Here is a 15,573-nt window from a genome sequence, read left to right on the forward strand (position 1 = left end):
CCCCGGATTGCGTCAATCCGCGCCGCCGCCAACAGCGGCGCCAGCGTCGCGACCCTCAGAACCGTCAGGGTCGGGCGCCCGGATGGGGGGTGGCTGCGTCAGCCGGCCGCGTGCCTCCGCCGCGCCGCGTCGACCGACCACGCGCCCGGCCCGAGCAGCGCCAGGGCCACCGCCGGCGCGAGGTAGAGCACCTGCAGCTCGATCGCCCAGCCGCCGTGCTCGCCGAGCTCTAGGACCTGCCCCGGGTGCGCGAGGGCCACGGCGACAACCATGTTGAACGCCAGCACGAGCGCCGAAACGCGCGTGAACAGCCCGACGATGAGCAACAGCGGCGCGAGCACCTCGCCGACGTACACGCCGTACGCGAGCGCCGAGGGGAGGCCCTTCGACTCGAGCATCCCCGCGATCCCGCCGACGCCGCCGGTCAGCTTCGCGACGCCGTGCAGCAGCATCAGCCCGCCGAGCGTCAGGCGGAGGATGAGCTTGCCGAGGTCGTCGGCCCAAGGCTTAGAATTCAACGGGTCCGCCACTGGTACTCCCCAAGGTCTTTGGTTAGCTCACGCTCGCTGCCGCTCGGCGGGCGGGCGCCGAACGCGCCTGCTCCCTCAGCCGCCCTCCCTCAGCCGCCCTCCCTCAGTCGCCAATCCGCGAGCGAAGGATCAGCCCGCCCGCCGCCGTAAGGACAAGGCCGACGAGTCCCGTTGCGGGTTCGGGGATGATAGGGGCCGACGCGAACAGGGACAGGTTGTCGATCGCGAAGAGCCGGGTGCTCGAGACCGTCCCGTTGAGCGTCGCCGCGGACAACCTTACCGACTCGATCGGCGCGTCGAATGGGTCGGTCGTGAGGCCGAACTCGAACAGCCCATCTGGCCCGATCGGAGAGAGCGGCCGGCTGTCGGTCGCGCCCCCCAGCAGCGTCACGAGCACGTCCAGCCGCACGCTCTGGGCCACGTCGATCGTCGGCGCGAGCAGGTTGAACGACAGGGCCTTGATCCCGTCCAGCGGGTCGAGATCGAGTCGCAACGAGCTCGGCGAATTGGCGTTGCCCAGCACCGTGTTCGGCGTGAGGGCGGTGTCTTTCGCGACCCGCAGCGTCGGGCTCGAAACGAACTCGACCGGCGCGCCGGCCCCGCTCGGGAACGTGCCGCTGACCGCCGGGTCCGACAAGCTCAGCGGCGAGCCGAAGATGCTGACCTGGCCCGGCGAGAGCGTGTTGTCGTCGAAGTCCTCGAAACCCGCCAGCGAGTACAACGCGCCGGCGTCGGCGTCGAACGCCGCGAAGCTCGTGTAGAACTCGATCGCCGCGTGCGACGACGCGCCGGCCATCGCGAGCGACACAGCGATCAGCAATCGAACCACGTTCATCCGGGGCGCCTCGGGGGGTGGGATGGCTTGCACAGAGAGCCGCCTTTACCGAAGTAGTAACCTACCGGCCGCCCGAACGCGAGCACCGATGCCCGCTTTCGCCGCCCGGAAGTCGGAGCCGCGGGCGTTCACTTCTCCGGCCGCAGCAGCGGGAACAGGATCACGTCGCGGATCGTTTGCGAGTTGGTCAGCAGCATCACCAGGCGGTCGATCCCGATGCCCAGCCCACCCGCGGGGGGCATGCCGTGCCGCAGGGCGCGGACGAAGTCGTGGTCCATCTTGGCCATCGAGTCCTCGTCGCTGAGGCCCGTTAGCTGGCTCTTGAACAGCTCTTCTTGCAGGTCCGGGTCGTTCAGCTCGGTGTACGCGTTGGCGATCTCCATCCCCTCGACGAACAGCTCGAACCGCTCGGCGACCGCCGGGTCGCCGGCCTTTCGCTTCGTGAGCGGGCAGATGCTAGCCGGGTAGTCGATCACAAAGATCGGCCCCGTGAGCGCGTCCTCGACCTTCTCCTCGAACACCTCGTTCTTGATCACGTCCGGGTGCCGCTCCGCGCCGGCCTCGTCGACCAAGTCGAAGCCGATCTTCTTCGCCAGGTCGGCCACCGCGCCGGAGTCCGTCGGGTCGACGCCCGCGTGCTCCTCGAACAGCTCGTTGTAGGTCTTGCGTGTGAAGGGCGGCGTGAAATTGATCGTCGAGTCGCCCCAAGGAAGGACGTATTGCGGGTGGTTGGCGCTCGAAGCTCCCCCAACTTCCGTCGAGGGCGCCCTAGCAGAGCCCTCCCGCCTCCCGCCTCCGGCCTGCAGCCTCTCAATCGCCTCGACAATGATCCCCTCGGTGAGGTCCATCATGGTCCGGTAGTCGCCGTACGCCTGATAGGCCTCGAGCATCGTGAACTCGGGGTTGTGCTTCGGCGAGATCCCCTCGTTGCGGTACACGCGGCCCAGCTCGTACACGCGCTCGATCCCGCCGACCAGCAGCCGCTTCAGGTGCAACTCCAGCGCGATGCGGAGGAACAGGTCGATGCCCAGCGCGTTGTGGTGCGTGTTGAACGGCCGCGCGGCGGCGCCGCCGGCGATGGAGTGGAGCGTGGGGCCCTCGACCTCCACGTAGCCCCGCGCCGCGAGGGAGTCGCGCACGCTGCGCACGACCCGGCTGCGCGCGAGGAACCGTGGCAGCACGCCTTCGTTGTACGCCATGTCGACGTACCGCATCCGCTGCCGCGCCTCGGGGTCGGTCAGTCCGTGGTGCTTCTCGGGCGGCGGCTCGAGGCTCTTGGCGAGCAGCGAGAGCCCGCTGGCGGCGATCGACAGCTCGCCCGTGTTCGTGCGGATCAGCTTCCCCTCGCAAGCGATGAGGTCGCCCAGGTCGAGCTCCTCGACCAGCGGCCAGTCGTCGCCGACCTGCTGCTTGCCGACCATCAGCTGCAAGTCGCCCGTCTGGTCGCGGAGGTTCATGAAGACCAGCTTGCCCGCCGAGCGTGACAGCACGATCCGGCCGGCGACCTTGACCTCCGGCCCCACGACCTCGCCGCGCGGCGGCTTCTCTTCGCCCGGCGTGTGGGCCTTGTCTTGGTCGGCCTTCCACTGGCGGAAGTTGAAGCCCTCGGGCTGGGCGTCGAAGTCGGGGAGCGGAGCCTCCTCGCCGTCGGGCCAGCGGTACTTGACCCGGTCGGCCATCGCGCGGGCGTCGCCGATCGGCGTGAGGCCATCGGTCCGCTGGCCCCACGGGTCGCGACCCATCGCGCGGATCGCTTCGAGCTTGGCGCGGCGGGCGGAATGCGGGTCGTTCTCGGCAGACATCGGCGCGGGCGGATCGGGTGGGCGGCGGCGGGGCGGCGCGCCAGCGGTCGGGCGGCCGAAGGGCCGAGATTCTCGCGGCCCGGGCAACCAGCGGTCAACGGCGGGGGCGGCGGCGAGAGCGCCGGTCGCCGGCGCCGCTCGCGTCGTGGGCTCGCTTCCCTCTTCCCGCGTCGCCCGTCCCTCGCCCCAGGGCGGCCGCCTTCGTTCCCCAATCCGACAGATAGCCCTATCCTTAGAAGTGATGACCGAGCCCCAGCGCGAACCGTCCGCCGCCCCGCCCGACACGGCCGAGTCGATCCGCCGCACCGCTAGCAACTTCCGCCGGCTGGCGATCATCGTGCTCGCCGCGGCCGGCGTGCTGGTGATGGTCACGGCCTCCACGATGGGCGTGCTCTATTGGGCCGCCACGGCCGACGTGCCCGAGTACGAGGCCGTCGTCGAGGTCGACCCGGCCGAGGCCGAGACCGCCCGCAAGCAGCTCGAGAGCCAGCTCTCGACGCTCGCCAGCGACACCCAGCAGCTGCGCGAGTGGAGCAGCCGGGTCTCCGCGCAGCAGATCAACGCCTGGCTCGCACTGCGCCTGGAGCGCGAGGCGCCCGGCTTCCGCGACGCGGGCGTGCTGGCGCCGCGTGTGGTGCTGCGTGACGGGCAGGTGATGCTCGCCGCGCGGAGCGAGGCGAACCGCGTCGACGGCGTCGTGTCGCTGTGGCTCGCGCCGATGATCACGGACACCGGCGACGTGGCCCTCGACATCACCGCGGCCAAGATCGGCCGGTTGTCGCTGCCGCTGGAGGTGGTCTCGGGCATCCTCCGCCAGACGCCGATCGGCGGCTTCGACTGGATCCGCCTGGCGGCCGACCCCGGGCGCGCGGCGCTGGTGCTCGACCTCGACCGCCTGCGCCTCGGCGGCGACCGCTCGCTCCGCCTCACCGGCCTCGACGTGCGCGACGGCGAGCTGCTCCTCCGCGGCGAGAGCGAGCCGGTGGAGTAGTGAGGGACGGGGGACGGGGGACGGGGGGGTGGCCTTTGAGCCGAAGGCGCTAGCCTCGGGCCGCACGCCGGGGAACACCTGGCCAGCAAGAACGGGCCGGCGCTGCGCGCCGGCCCGTTCATGAATTCCTTCAAGCGTCGCGTCGGTATCACTTCCCCTTCGCCACGCCGATCACCCCGGCGGCGACGCGCGGGCCGGCGTCGCCGGAGGGTTGGCTTTGCAGGTCGTCCTCGCCGCCGTGCACGACCATCGCGCGGCCGACGACGAAGTGCAGCTTGAGCCACGGCGCGGTCATGTCGACGTTCGCGACGCCGTCCTGGCCCGCCTCGATGTTGCCGAGGTCGCCGGCGTGGTGGTCGGCCATGTCGGGGCCGCCGTGCTGCGAGTCGTCGGGGTTGTAGTGCCCGCCGGCCGACTTCGCTTCGGGGTCGGACAGGTCGCCGTACTCGTGGATATGGAAGCCGTGCTTGCCCGGCTCGAGGCCTTTGACTTTGCCCGTGATGCGGAGGCCTTGATCGGTCTGTTCAAAGTGGATCGTGCCGTCGACGCCGTCCTTCGCCTTGGAATGCAGGACCGCCACGCCGGCCTTTGGCATGTCGACCTCGGCCGCCATAAGCGACGATTCACCACCATGTGGGCGCGACGCCTGCGAGCCGGCTGGTTGCTGAGCGGTCGCTTCGGGCTCTTCGCAACCAGTCGTAGCAAAGGCCAGGCACATCGCCAGCACGCCGCAGCCGGCCAGGGCGGATCGGAAAGGCTTCGTCATGTCGGTCTCCCTCGTTTGGGTTCGAGTTAGGGGCGGTCGATCTCGCCAGAGGGGATGCAAATGCGTTGCCAACAGAAACCACCGGTGCGCTAGTCGTATCAGAGCCGCGGGGCGTCAGCCCCCGGAGCGATCCACCGAGCGGCTGTTTCCCCTTAACGCAGAGCGAACCACGACGGGCACGAAGGGCACGACGGCCGCATCGGCGGGGCTGGCCGGTGAGCGGCTGGCGGGGAGAGGGCCCGCGAATGACGCGAATCGACGCGGATGAAGCGCGGAGGGAGAACGCAGGTCAAATCGTTGTAGCGACGGATCAGTTGGCCGCGTCTTGTTGCTCGGCGGCCTGCGTCGCCTTCTCCTTCGCTGCGATCTCACGTGCCTCAGCCAAGAAGGCCCGTTTACGCTGCAGCGGTGTCCCACTGATGCCGCGCCACCTGACTATGTCCTGCTTCGCGGCGTCCATATCGACACCCTCTCTTTCCAGCAGATCAACCAGACCCTGTAGGCTCTCAGTGAGATCAGGCGCCGCTGGTCGAGGCTTCAATAGCTCCTCGGCGACGAAATGCGGCAACGTACGCAGTCCAACGTTTGTCTGGTAGATATGCTGCCTAACATCAAGCGAAGCGCCGAGTCTAACCAGCTCTGCAGCTAGGTCGTACTGCCCCCCCCACAGAAGCGCTCGCATCGCTGGCGTCACGCCACCGACGCCTCTGGCGTCTAGATCGGCGCCAGCCTCCGCCAATGCTCGCACGCGCTCGATTTTGTTGGCGCCTCGTCCTCTAATCGTAACGTGAAGCACTGGAAGCACACCCGCGCGTCGGCCTTGCGTCGTGAGGTTCGGGTCGCCCCCATGCTCCAAAACGGCCCGCCAATGGCGGTCGAACGACGATCCGAAGGCGAGGTGCGTCACCGCGTGCCCTTCCGGGAACGCGCGGTTGACCGCGGCGGCGTCGGTCATCAGCACGTTGGGGTCGGCGCCGTGCTGGAGCAGCTTTTCGAAGCGCTCGAACTTGTCTTCGGGGAACGCCCACAACAGCGGCGTCACGCCTGCCTTGCCGACGGCGTTCACGTCGGCGCCCTCGGCGATCAGGCGGTCCATTGCTTCGAGGTCGTTGGCCTCGATCGCTTCGCAGAGCGCGATGACCTGCGGGTCGTCGAAGAAGTCTTCTGCGTCGAGGCCCGCACGGGCGTGCCAGCCCCCGATGATCTTCGAACAGCCGCCCAGGCAAACGGCGAGCGTAAGGGCGAAGGCGGCGCAGTTCGGGAGCGGGGTCGGACGCATGGTGTCGGTATTGTAGTCACGATTCGCGTCGATTCGTGGGCCGCTTCTCGAAGAGCCGCGGGGCGTCAGCCCCCGGAGCGAACCACCGATCGGCTGTCTCCCCTTAACGCAGAGCGAGCCACGACGGGCACGAAGGGCACGACGGCCGCATCGGCGGGGCTGGCCGGTGAGCGGCTGGCGGGGAGAGGGCCCGCGAATGACGCGGATCTTCGCGAACAAAGCGCGCCGCAGCGTGTGCTGCGGGCCGCTCGTCACGATGTCGGTGGCTAATTCTGTCCCGGAGTCGGCGCGGTCGGCGACAATTGCCGGGTTTGCGAGCGGGCGAAATGGGCCGCGAACCTGACGATCCGGCGTGCGGGAAGGTTTACACGTCGCGCGGTGTAACGTTTGCGCAAGCGCCTGCCGCAGCACGGTTTAGCCGCGGTTTCGTGACTCCCAAGCGTGACACGGCGAAAAACGGCGCGCCGCGTTTGTATCGAAACGGGGCCGAAAACGGCGCTCAACCGCAGGCGGCCAACAATTCGTCCTTGCCGACGCGGTCGCAGTAGTCGCCGAGGGTCTCGCCGGGCTGGCGGTTGGCCTTGAAATGGTCGAATACCTTGGCCAGCTCGTTGGCGATCTGGCCGGAGGGCACGAGGTCCTTGTAGATCCAGTTCAGCCGGTGTCCCAGCCGCCCGCCGCCGAGGAAGAGCGTGTACTTGTCTTTGGCCTTGCCCACCAGGCCCACGTCGGCGTTGTACGGCCGCGCGCAGCCGTTGGGGCAGCCGGTCATGCGGACGGTGAACACCTCGTCTTGAAGGCCACGCTCGGCGAGCTCGCGCTCGATCTCGGTCATGATGCTCGGCAGGATCCGCTCGCTCTCGGTGATCGCCAAGCCGCAGGTCGGCAGGGCCACGCAGGCCATGCTCCACCGGCGCACGTTGGTGAAGTCCTCGGTGAGCGGCACGCCGTGCGATCTGAAGATCGACTCGAGCTTCGGCCGGTCGCCGGGCTCCACGTCGCAGAAGATCAGGCTCTGGTGGCTGTTGATGCGCATCGGCAGGGCCATCGTGCGGCACACCTCGCGCAGCGCGGCCTTCAGCCGGTAGGGGCCGTCGTCCTTGACGCGGCCGTTCTCGATGTTCAGCCCGTAGTACCAGCGGCCGTCGCCTTGCTCGCCCCAGCCCATGCCGTCGTCCTGGTCGGTGATCGGCGCGTCGCGGGGCGGGTCGAGGGAGCGGCCCGCGTACTCTTCGACCTTCTCTTTGAACCTCTCGATGCCCCAGTTGGCGACCAGGTACTTCAGCCGCGCGACCTTGCGGTCGGTCCGGTCGCCGAAGTCGCGTTGGACCTTCATCACGGCCTCGGCGGCCGAGACCTCCTCGCCGGCCGGGCAGTAGCACATCGGCACGCCGACCGCGGGGAACGTCTTGGCCGCGCTGGGCGTGCGGCCGAAGCCGCCGCCGACGATCAGGTTGTAGCCGACCACGCGGCGCTGGTCCCCCTCGCCCTCGGTGATCGCCAGGAAGCCGATGTCCTGCGTGTACACATCCGCGTTGTTGTCCTCCGGCAGGGCCACGCCCATCTTGAATTTGCGCGGCAGGTAGGTCTTGCCGTAGATCGGCTCGACGGGGTCGCCGTCGTAGCGGCCGCTGGTCTGGATGCCCGGCACGCGGGTCTTCTCGCCGGTCTCGCCGTTGGTGACCCACAGCTCCTGGTACGCGCCGGTCTGCGGCGCGAAGTGCACCTTCAGGCGGCCGGTGAGCTCCTGCATGGCTTCGTACACGCCGTCCTTCTTGGGCAGCGGCGAGCACATCATGTTGCGGCACACGTCGCCACACGCGGCGAGCGTCGTCTGGCCGATCTCGTTGACGCGGTGGATGTAGTGCCGCAGGTCCTTCTTCGGGATGCCGTGGACCTGGATCGCTTGGCGCGTGGTGAAGCGGAGCGTGCCCTCGCCGACCTCGTCGCACAGGTCGAGCTGCGCGAGCAGTTGGTCGGGCGTCATCAGCCCGCCGGGGATCACGGTCCGCACCATCATCGAGAAGTACTTGCCGCCGGGGACCTTCTCGGCCTTGGCCTCTTTGCGGCGGTCGCGGTCGTCCTGCTCGTAGGTGCCGTGGTGCTTGAGCAGTTGCATCGCCTCGCCGGAGAAGTTCGGCTCGTCGTTGACCAGCTCTTCGGGGATGGGCCCGCGCAGGTACTGGCTGGCGTCCTTGAAGCCCTCGACGGGGGTCAGGTTGACTTCGGCGTTCGTGGCGGAGTCGCTCATTCGGGGGGGGCGGGTGGATCGGTTATCTTGGCGGGCTGCGGCGGATAGGCCGAGCCGGAGGGTCACATCCTTAACCGGAAGCATATCGGCCAGGGCAACGGCCGGCCACACGGGTTGTGGGGGAGGCTGTAGGCCAGAGGCCGGAGTCGGTAGGGTTTTCCGCTCCGAGCCGCGACCGTCAGGGAGCGTCTGACGACGCCCAAAATCGATTGGATTCTCCAGTTAAGAAACGGATCAGCCCGCTCACGGCGCCGGCCGCTTGGCTGGCGACCGGCCTGGGAGTGACCGCCCGATCCCCCGCGCCGGGCACGATCGGGGCGCTGTGGGGCGTGCCGATCTGGGCGGCGATCGCGCAGCTGCCGTGGCACTCGGCCCAGTTGGCCGCGGTCGGCCTGCTGATCGTGCTCGGGGCGCCGCTGTGCGATCGGGCGGCGCGCGAGCTGGTCGACCTCGGCCTGGCGGCCGACGCCAAGGACCCGCAGGCGATCACGTGGGACGAGTTCACCACCGTGCCGCTGGTGTATGCCTTCGCGCCGGAGGCCGGCCTGAGCGTGGTGTGGCTGGTGGTCGGGTTCGCTTGGCACCGGGTGTTTGATATCACCAAGCCTTGGCCGTGCCGGCCGTTGGAGCGGCTGCCCGACGGCGCGGGCGTGATGGCCGACGACGCGATGGCCGCGCTGTACGCCGGGCTGGCCTACGCCGGCTGCTGGCGACTCTTCGGAACCTGAACCTTCCCCCGCCGCTCCCTGTACCAACGCACGAGGCGCCCTGTGGCCGAGATCATCGACGGCAAGCGGATCGCCAGCCAGGTGCGCGACGAGGTGGCCGCGGGCGTGGCGAAGCTCAAAGCGGCCGGCGGGCCCACGCCGTGCCTGGCCGCGGTGCTGGTGGGCGAGAACCCGGCGAGCCAGGTCTATGTGCGCAACAAGCAACGCGCGTGCGAGAGGGCCGGCATCGACAGCCGCCTGGAGCGCCTGCCGGACACCGCCAGCGAGGCGGACTTGTTGGCGGTGGTCGAGCGGCTCAACGCGGACCCGGCCGTGCACGGCATCCTGGTTCAATTGCCGCTGCCCGGCGCGATCGCCGAGGCCAACATCCTCCGCGCGATCGACCCGGCGAAGGACGTCGACGCTTTCCACCCGGAGAACGTCGGCCTGATGATCCAGGGCCAGCCGCGCTACCTGCCCTGCACGCCGCACGGGGTGCTCGAGCTGCTCCGCCGGTCGGGCGTGCCCACCGCGGGCAAGCAGGCGGTGGTCGTGGGCCGCAGCGACATCGTCGGCAAGCCGATGGCCATGCTGCTCGCGCAGCGGGGCCGCGACGCGACCGTCACACTCGCCCACAGCCTCACGCCCGACCTGCCCCGGGTCTGCCGCACGGCGGACATCCTGATCGCGGCGGTCGGCCGGCCGCGGATGATCGGCAAGGATTGGATCAAGCCCGGCGCGGCGGTGATCGACGTGGGCATCAACCGATTGAGCGACGACGAGGGGGGCGGCCTCGCCGGCGATGTCGACTTCGAAGCGGCCGCCGAGGTCGCCGGGTGGATCACGCCGGTCCCCGGCGGGGTCGGGCCGATGACGGTCGCTATGCTGCTGCACAACACGCACCGCGCGGCGCAGCTCGCTGCCGGCGTGGCGGACTAGCCGGCCCTGCGATGTGGTCCCTCGCCGGATTTAGCTGGAAGAACTCACCGCGGAGATCGCGGAGGACGCGGAGGGGCGGGGCACGCGGTTGATCACGCCGCGGGCGGGACACTCGCGCTAGTTCGCGATATTCGCGCGAGCTTTCTGAGCGGGCCCTACCCCTCGGAGTCCTCGCTCTCTTTCCGATCCACGTGCAGCGGCCCCTTGAACGATACCACGCGCTGCGGCCACGGGATCTCGATGCCCGCTTCGTCCAGAGCCCGCTTGACGGCGCCGACGACCTCGTCGCGCGACCGGCGTTCGTCGAGCGGCGTGGCGCCGGTCCACCAGGTCACCTCGAAGTCGACGCTCGACGAGCCGAGCCCCGTGAGGAAGATCTCGACCGGCCGCTTGCCCGAGACCGTCTGGCACGACTCGACGGCTCGGCGGATCACCCCCCGCGCGCGATCCGCGTCGGCCTCGTAAGCGACCCCCGCCGGCACGGTCATGCGGCGGATGTCGCGCGAGGTCCGCACCACCACGGGCTCTTTGAACAGCTTCGCGTTGGGCACCGCGACCAGCTCGCCGTTGGTCCGCCGCACGAGGGTCATCCGCACGGTGATGTCCTCGACCTGCCCCTCGATGTCGCCGCAAGCGATGAAGTCGCCCGGGTCGAACGGGAACCGCCACAGGATGAGGATCCCGGCGATGAAGTTCTCGACGATGTCCTTGAACGCGAAGCCCAGCGCGACCGAGCCGATGCCAAGCCCCGTAAGCACCTTCGCCGGGGTCATGCCGGGGAAGATGACGACCGCGGCGACGATGATCCCGACGACCCACACGCCGACCGAAGCGAGCTGGATTAGCAGGTCGCGCAGGCTGCGCCGGATCCGGTTGCTGGCGAGCACCCGCCGCAGGACCGACGCGACGATCCGGCTGACGAGCCAGGTCGCCGCGAGCACCACCAAGCCGCCGACCAAAAACGGCAACCGGGCGAGGAAGTCTTCCCACAGATCGGCGAGGCTCCGGAAGACCTCGGCCTGCATCTCTTCGGGCGTGTCGGGCAGGTCGGAGAAGCCGCTCTCGCCGCCGGCGTCGCTCGTTTCGGCCATGTCGCTCCGACGCAAACCCGCGGAAACCGCCGACCTCCCGCAAGAGATCAGTGGGCGATGAGGGACTCGAACCCCCGACATCCTCGGTGTAAACGAGGCGCTCTAGCCAACTGAGCTAATCGCCCCCGGCGGCGCGCCGCTGCCGCGGCTCGCCGGCTCTGCCAGGGTAGGGCATCGGGGGGCCGCGTCAATCCGCGGGGCCGCGGGGGCTGCTGCCGGGCGCGGGCTGCGTCCATACTCGGAGGTCAGGACTCGGAACCGGCCCCCTCTGGAAGGACACGCAACCATGCCCGCCGAAGTGGTCCACCTCACCGCCGCCGACAGCGGCGCCACGGCCGACGTGCTCGTCGGCCTCGGCATGAATTGCTTCAGCTGGCGCACGCCGTTCGCCGGCGACACGGTCACCCAGGCGCCGCACGAGATCCTCTGGGCCGAGCCGGGGTTCGAGTCGGGCGAGCTGCGGCCGTCGAGCTCCGGCATCCCGCTGCTCGCGCCGTTCCCCGGGAGGATCGCCGGCCCGTCGTTCGAGTGGAACGGCAAGCGGTACGAGCTAGAGGCCAACCACGGCGAGGGCGTGGCGATCCACGGCTTCGCGTTGCGGGCGCCGTGGCGGCTGCTGGACCGCCGCATCGACAAGGTCACCGCCGAGTTCACGCCGACGCTCGACGCGCCGGAGACCGTCTGGCAGTGGCCGAGCGACTACCGCGTCGAGGCGACCTACTCGATCGCCGCGAGCCACCTGACGCTCGACGTGCGGATCGAGAACACCGGCGACGAGTCGATGCCGCTGGGCTTCGCCACGCACGCGTACTTCCGGCTGCCGCTCTCCGACGGGGCGGACCCGGAGTCGACGCTGGTCTGCGCGCCGGTCGACGGCGAGTGGCTCATGCAAGACATGATCCCAACCGGCGAGCTGAAGCCGGTCGAGCCGACCGACCCGCTCCCCTCCGGCGCGCCGCTCGACGGCCAGCGGTTCGACACGCCGTACCGGCTGGTCGAGGGGGAGGGGGCGACCGAGTTGGTCGATCCTTCGACCGGCCGCACGCTGCGACAGACATACGACGAGTCGATGCGGTGCTGCGTGGTCTACACGCCGGGCCACCGCGAAGCGATCTGCCTCGAGCCCTACACGTGCCTGCCGAACCCGTTCGCGATGGAAGCGGCCGGCGTGGCGACGGGGCTCCGGGTGCTGCAGCCGGGCGAGGCCTACTCCACGCGGCTGATCCTCGAAGCGACCTGCACGCCGAAGGTGTGAGGGCCGCCGCGGCCTCCGCGCGGCGGCGAGCCGGTGCACGGATCGCGCCGCTAGGCTGCTGGACCGCATCGGGCGGAGAGCTGCGGGAAGGCAGGAGAAGAGTCCTTCCGGGTTCTCCGTGGGTCAACTCGGACAAGTGCGGGTTCGGACCTCCGCTCGGACAACAACGAGCGGGGGTCGCCCCGACGCCATCGCCCTCGCATCGACCGCGGCCCAGGGGTGACGGCCGACGCGAGGGCGACGACGACGGGGCTCGAGCGGGACCGATCGGAATCACACCTGGAACACAGTTTAGTGAGCCCCTCCCGTTTTCGCCGTCGCGTCGGTCCTCGCCCTCCGATGGGATCGACGCGACGGCGGAAACGGGTGGGGCGGCCCCCTCTTGTCGAGCCCGAGCCGAGGGACACCCAAGGAGAACCCGGACGGAGCAAAAAAAGCCCCGGGTCGTGCGACCCGGGGCGGGAGTTGCTCGTCGGTGGCCGCGCGGCGGCGGCTCACTCTTCCTCTTCGAGGTCTTCGGGCTCTTGCTGGGCTTGCTCCAGGTCGCCGCCGGGGAGCTTGCCCTCGGCGATCAGGTCGCCGAACTTCGGGGCGGCCGGGTCATCGGGGTTGGACGACTGCTCGGCGACCTTGGCGAGCGCGTCTTGGATCTTGGCGTCGTCCTTGCGGTCCTTCTTCCCGATGTACTCGTGGAGCGCTTCGCCGTAGGGGTTGCGGTTAGTCTTCTTCTTGCCCTGGTGGCAGACGAAGCACTTGGCGTCCTTGACCACGACCGCGAAGTCCGGGTTGGAGTCTTCCCCGGCGTAGACGATCAAGAACTGCTTTTGGAACTGCGGAAACGCATCCGCCGTCGCGGCGACGCCCGCCACGGCGGCGAGGGCGAGTAGGCTTCGAAGCATGGGTCGGGTCCAAGGGGTTCGTCGGACTGTGGGGGCGTGAGCTCCCCGTGGGGCGTAGCTGGTTCGTGTTGGCGAGCGGCCGCGGCCCTACTCGGGCTCGCGCTGCGACTCTTCGAGCGGGCCGCCCGGCAACTCGCCGCGGGCGATCAACTCGCCGAAGGTGGGGGCGGCCGGGTCGCTCGGGTCGGACCTGGTGTCGGCGATGGTCTTTAGCGCCGCGAGGATCTTGTCCTCGTCTTTGCGGTCCTCTTCGGTGAGGTGGAGCGTCAGCTCCTCGCCGTACCGGTTGTAATTGGTCCGTTCTTTTTTGCCCTGGTGGCAGATATTGCATTTGGCCTTCCGCGCGAGCTTGCGGAAGTCTTTGTCGGCGTCGGGCCCCTTCGTGTAGAGGTCGTAGAAGCCGCGCATGTGCTCGCTGTGGGCCTCGGCGGTCGCCGTGGCGGCGGCGAGGCACAGCACCGCTAACAGGGTCAGCGGCAGCCCACGACGCGCCGCGCCGGCGCGCACGCGGGGGCGAGCGGCACACGCTTTGGGAGAGGGGGTCTGCGATCGGGTCATCGGCGGGACCGCGCCGGCGGGCCGACGGCGGTTGATCATGGTGGGAAGCGTCGCTTTCGTTGGCGCCGAGATCGAAGGTGCGAGTGGGGACGACAGGAATCGAACCTGCACTCCCGAAGGAACTGGAACCTAAATCCAGCGCGTCTGCCAGTTCCGCCACGTCCCCGGGTGGCCGCCCGCGCCGGAGGGGGCGGGGGCGGCCGAGTCGTCAATCATACCACGCGGTGAGGCGTCGGATCAGGTCGCCGTGGCGGCGCCGACGACTTTCTCGCCCGACGGGGTGCGGCTCCACGCGGTGTCGCCGCCGGGGGTCGGGACCGGGTAGCGGCCGCTCTGGTTCGGCAGGACCGGCGGGTCGGCGTCGAACGCGTAGCGCTGCGGCGCGAGCGACACGTCGGACTGGATCGCCTGGTCCCACTCGACGACCTGACCGCTGTAGGTGGCCATGCGTCCGAGGATGGCGGTCATGGTCGCGATGGCGCCGTTCTCGCCCTCGGCGAGGGGCTTGCCGTCGCGGATGCTCTTCTGCAGGTCGATGTGCTCCTGCACGTACGGGTTCTCGCCCTTGGCGCGGACGCGGTCGGTCGGCTTCCCGGTGCGGTCGTAGAACTTGTGGCCGCTCACGCTGCAGTGCCCCTTGGCGCCGTGGGCGAACTCGGAGACCTGGCTCCAGGTGTTCGGCTGGTGGCGGCACTGGCTCATCATGGTCGTGCCGTCGGCGTAGGTGAACTCGACGCAGTGGTGGTCGAAGATTTGGCCGTGGTCCTTGCCGGTGCGGACCTCGCGTCCGCCCATGCCGTTGGCGCTTACCGGGTGGGCCTGCTTGATCCAGTTGCTGACGTCGAGGTTGTGGATGTGCTGCTCGCAGATGTGGTCGCCGCACAGCCACGTGAAATAGTACCAGTTGCGCATCTGGTACTCCATCTCGGTCTGCTCGGGGCGCCGCGGACGGGTCCACACGCCGGCGTTGTTCCAGTACACGCGCGTGTAGAGGACCTCGTCGCCGAGGGCGCCGTCCCAGATGCGGTTGACGGTGTCGATGTACGCGGCGTCGTGCCGCCGCTGCAGGCCGATGCCGACCGCCAGCCCGCGGTCCTTCGCGTCGCGCGCGGTCTCCATGAACGAGCGAATGCCCGGCGCGTCGACCGCCACGGGCTTCTCGGCGAACACGTGCTTGCCCGCGTCGACCGCCTCGCGGAAGTGCTGCGGCCGGAACCCCGGCGGGGTGGCGAGGATGACGATGTCGCAGTCGGTCGCGATGACCTGCTTGTACGCGTCGAACCCGGCGAAGCGTTGGTCCTCGGGGACCTGGATGCGGTCGCCGAACTCCTCGGAGAGCTGCTGGTGCGCGGAGGTCATGTTGTCTTCGAACGCGTCGGCCACGGCGACCAACACGGCGTCGTCGCCGGCGTTGAGCGCGTCGCGGACGGCGCCCTTGCCGCGACCGCCGCAGCCAACCAGCCCAACCTTCAGCCGCCCGCTGCCCCCCGGGTGGGCCGCGAAGGCCCGCGGCGCGGCGGCGGCGGTCGCGGCGGTCGCGGCGGCGGCGGTCAGGAACTGGCGGCGATTCGACTGGCCGGCGGCTTGATTGGGCTGCGACATAAAAGGGCGCTCCGTAGTCGGCAAGCGAGGGCGGGGGGGGCGGAGAGATTTGTCCTAAAGAGAGGCCG

Annotated in this window: 14 protein-coding genes and 2 tRNA genes; 4 read left to right on the forward strand and 12 right to left on the reverse strand. The window is 69.5% G+C overall.

Annotation, left to right across the window (positions count from 1 at the left end):
• Positions 1 to 98: 98 nt before the first annotated feature.
• The 3 genes from RIC11_RS11285 to lysS form a co-directional block, all read right to left on the reverse strand.
• The gene (locus RIC11_RS11285; protein WP_350211272.1) at positions 99 to 518 is read right to left on the reverse strand and encodes a DoxX family protein; all 420 of its coding nucleotides are present in this window, start codon (positions 516 to 518) and stop codon (positions 99 to 101) included.
• Positions 519 to 633: 115 nt separating this feature from the next.
• Positions 634 to 1,365, reverse strand: coding sequence for a hypothetical protein (locus RIC11_RS11290; RefSeq protein WP_350211274.1), 732 nt, complete (start codon positions 1,363 to 1,365; stop codon positions 634 to 636).
• Between the two features lie 128 nt (positions 1,366 to 1,493).
• A complete protein-coding gene (gene lysS, locus RIC11_RS11295; RefSeq protein ID WP_350211276.1) occupies positions 1,494 to 3,167 on the reverse strand; it encodes a lysine--tRNA ligase in 1,674 nt (557 codons plus the stop codon).
• Between the two features lie 241 nt (positions 3,168 to 3,408).
• On the opposite strand from lysS, the gene RIC11_RS11300 reads away from it, so the two are divergent.
• On the forward strand, positions 3,409 to 4,158 hold the full coding sequence (locus RIC11_RS11300) for a hypothetical protein (RefSeq protein ID WP_350211278.1): 750 nt from the start codon (positions 3,409 to 3,411) through the stop codon (positions 4,156 to 4,158).
• A 148-nt stretch (positions 4,159 to 4,306) separates the two neighbouring features.
• Here RIC11_RS11300 and RIC11_RS11305 read toward each other — a convergent pair whose 3' ends face one another.
• From RIC11_RS11305 to RIC11_RS11315, 3 genes are all read right to left on the reverse strand, one after another.
• The gene (locus tag RIC11_RS11305; protein ID WP_350211280.1) at positions 4,307 to 4,924 is read right to left on the reverse strand and encodes a superoxide dismutase family protein; all 618 of its coding nucleotides are present in this window, start codon (positions 4,922 to 4,924) and stop codon (positions 4,307 to 4,309) included.
• 310 nt (positions 4,925 to 5,234) lie between these two features.
• Positions 5,235 to 6,203, reverse strand: a complete 969-nt coding sequence (locus tag RIC11_RS11310) for an ankyrin repeat domain-containing protein (RefSeq protein ID WP_350211282.1) — start codon at positions 6,201 to 6,203, stop codon at positions 5,235 to 5,237.
• Between the two features lie 499 nt (positions 6,204 to 6,702).
• Entirely contained in the window at positions 6,703 to 8,454 is a 1,752-nt protein-coding gene (locus tag RIC11_RS11315) for an NADPH-dependent assimilatory sulfite reductase hemoprotein subunit (protein ID WP_350211284.1), read from the reverse strand.
• A 209-nt stretch (positions 8,455 to 8,663) separates the two neighbouring features.
• Between RIC11_RS11315 and RIC11_RS11320 the strand changes: the two genes are divergently transcribed.
• Complete coding sequence (locus tag RIC11_RS11320) at positions 8,664 to 9,182, forward strand: phosphatidylglycerophosphatase A family protein (RefSeq protein WP_350211286.1); 519 nt, start codon at positions 8,664 to 8,666, stop codon at positions 9,180 to 9,182.
• A gap of 42 nt (positions 9,183 to 9,224) precedes the next feature.
• Complete coding sequence (gene folD, locus RIC11_RS11325; RefSeq protein WP_350211288.1) at positions 9,225 to 10,100, forward strand: bifunctional methylenetetrahydrofolate dehydrogenase/methenyltetrahydrofolate cyclohydrolase FolD; 876 nt, start codon at positions 9,225 to 9,227, stop codon at positions 10,098 to 10,100.
• A gap of 155 nt (positions 10,101 to 10,255) precedes the next feature.
• On the opposite strand, the gene RIC11_RS11330 is transcribed toward folD, so the two are convergent.
• A complete protein-coding gene (locus tag RIC11_RS11330; protein WP_350211290.1) occupies positions 10,256 to 11,191 on the reverse strand; it encodes a mechanosensitive ion channel family protein in 936 nt (311 codons plus the stop codon).
• Between the two features lie 51 nt (positions 11,192 to 11,242).
• A tRNA-Val gene (locus RIC11_RS11335) sits at positions 11,243 to 11,316 on the reverse strand.
• 161 nt (positions 11,317 to 11,477) lie between these two features.
• On the opposite strand from RIC11_RS11335, the gene RIC11_RS11340 reads away from it, so the two are divergent.
• Positions 11,478 to 12,446, forward strand: coding sequence for an aldose 1-epimerase (locus tag RIC11_RS11340; RefSeq protein ID WP_350211292.1), 969 nt, complete (start codon positions 11,478 to 11,480; stop codon positions 12,444 to 12,446).
• Positions 12,447 to 12,940: 494 nt separating this feature from the next.
• Here RIC11_RS11340 and RIC11_RS11345 read toward each other — a convergent pair whose 3' ends face one another.
• The 4 genes from RIC11_RS11345 to RIC11_RS11360 all read right to left on the reverse strand — a co-directional run bounded on the left by RIC11_RS11345 (position 12,941) and on the right by RIC11_RS11360 (position 15,505).
• Positions 12,941 to 13,345, reverse strand: coding sequence for a hypothetical protein (locus RIC11_RS11345; protein WP_350211294.1), 405 nt, complete (start codon positions 13,343 to 13,345; stop codon positions 12,941 to 12,943).
• An 87-nt stretch (positions 13,346 to 13,432) separates the two neighbouring features.
• Positions 13,433 to 13,942, reverse strand: a complete 510-nt coding sequence (locus tag RIC11_RS11350; protein WP_350211296.1) for a hypothetical protein — start codon at positions 13,940 to 13,942, stop codon at positions 13,433 to 13,435.
• A 45-nt stretch (positions 13,943 to 13,987) separates the two neighbouring features.
• Positions 13,988 to 14,069 (reverse strand) — tRNA-Leu (locus RIC11_RS11355).
• A gap of 71 nt (positions 14,070 to 14,140) precedes the next feature.
• Entirely contained in the window at positions 14,141 to 15,505 is a 1,365-nt protein-coding gene (locus tag RIC11_RS11360; RefSeq protein ID WP_350211298.1) for a Gfo/Idh/MocA family protein, read from the reverse strand.
• Positions 15,506 to 15,573: the final 68 nt, after the last annotated feature.

Origin of the sequence: Botrimarina sp. (assembly GCF_040219535.1) — a bacterium.
Classification (GTDB): domain Bacteria; phylum Planctomycetota; class Planctomycetia; order Pirellulales; family Lacipirellulaceae; genus Botrimarina.

Coding starts and splice junctions, on each gene's coding strand:
- RIC11_RS11360 (WP_350211298.1), bottom strand. CDS start 15,505: ATGTCGCAGCCCAATCAAGCCGCCGGCCAGTCGAATCGCCGCCAGTTC.
- RIC11_RS11330 (WP_350211290.1), bottom strand. CDS start 11,191: ATGGCCGAAACGAGCGACGCCGGCGGCGAGAGCGGCTTCTCCGACCTG.
- RIC11_RS11305 (WP_350211280.1), bottom strand. CDS start 4,924: ATGACGAAGCCTTTCCGATCCGCCCTGGCCGGCTGCGGCGTGCTGGCG.
- RIC11_RS11315 (WP_350211284.1), bottom strand. CDS start 8,454: ATGAGCGACTCCGCCACGAACGCCGAAGTCAACCTGACCCCCGTCGAG.
- lysS (WP_350211276.1), bottom strand. CDS start 3,167: ATGTCTGCCGAGAACGACCCGCATTCCGCCCGCCGCGCCAAGCTCGAA.
- RIC11_RS11300 (WP_350211278.1), top strand. CDS start 3,409: ATGACCGAGCCCCAGCGCGAACCGTCCGCCGCCCCGCCCGACACGGCC.
- RIC11_RS11345 (WP_350211294.1), bottom strand. CDS start 13,345: ATGCTTCGAAGCCTACTCGCCCTCGCCGCCGTGGCGGGCGTCGCCGCG.
- RIC11_RS11310 (WP_350211282.1), bottom strand. CDS start 6,203: ATGCGTCCGACCCCGCTCCCGAACTGCGCCGCCTTCGCCCTTACGCTC.
- RIC11_RS11340 (WP_350211292.1), top strand. CDS start 11,478: ATGCCCGCCGAAGTGGTCCACCTCACCGCCGCCGACAGCGGCGCCACG.
- RIC11_RS11290 (WP_350211274.1), bottom strand. CDS start 1,365: ATGAACGTGGTTCGATTGCTGATCGCTGTGTCGCTCGCGATGGCCGGC.
- RIC11_RS11350 (WP_350211296.1), bottom strand. CDS start 13,942: ATGATCAACCGCCGTCGGCCCGCCGGCGCGGTCCCGCCGATGACCCGA.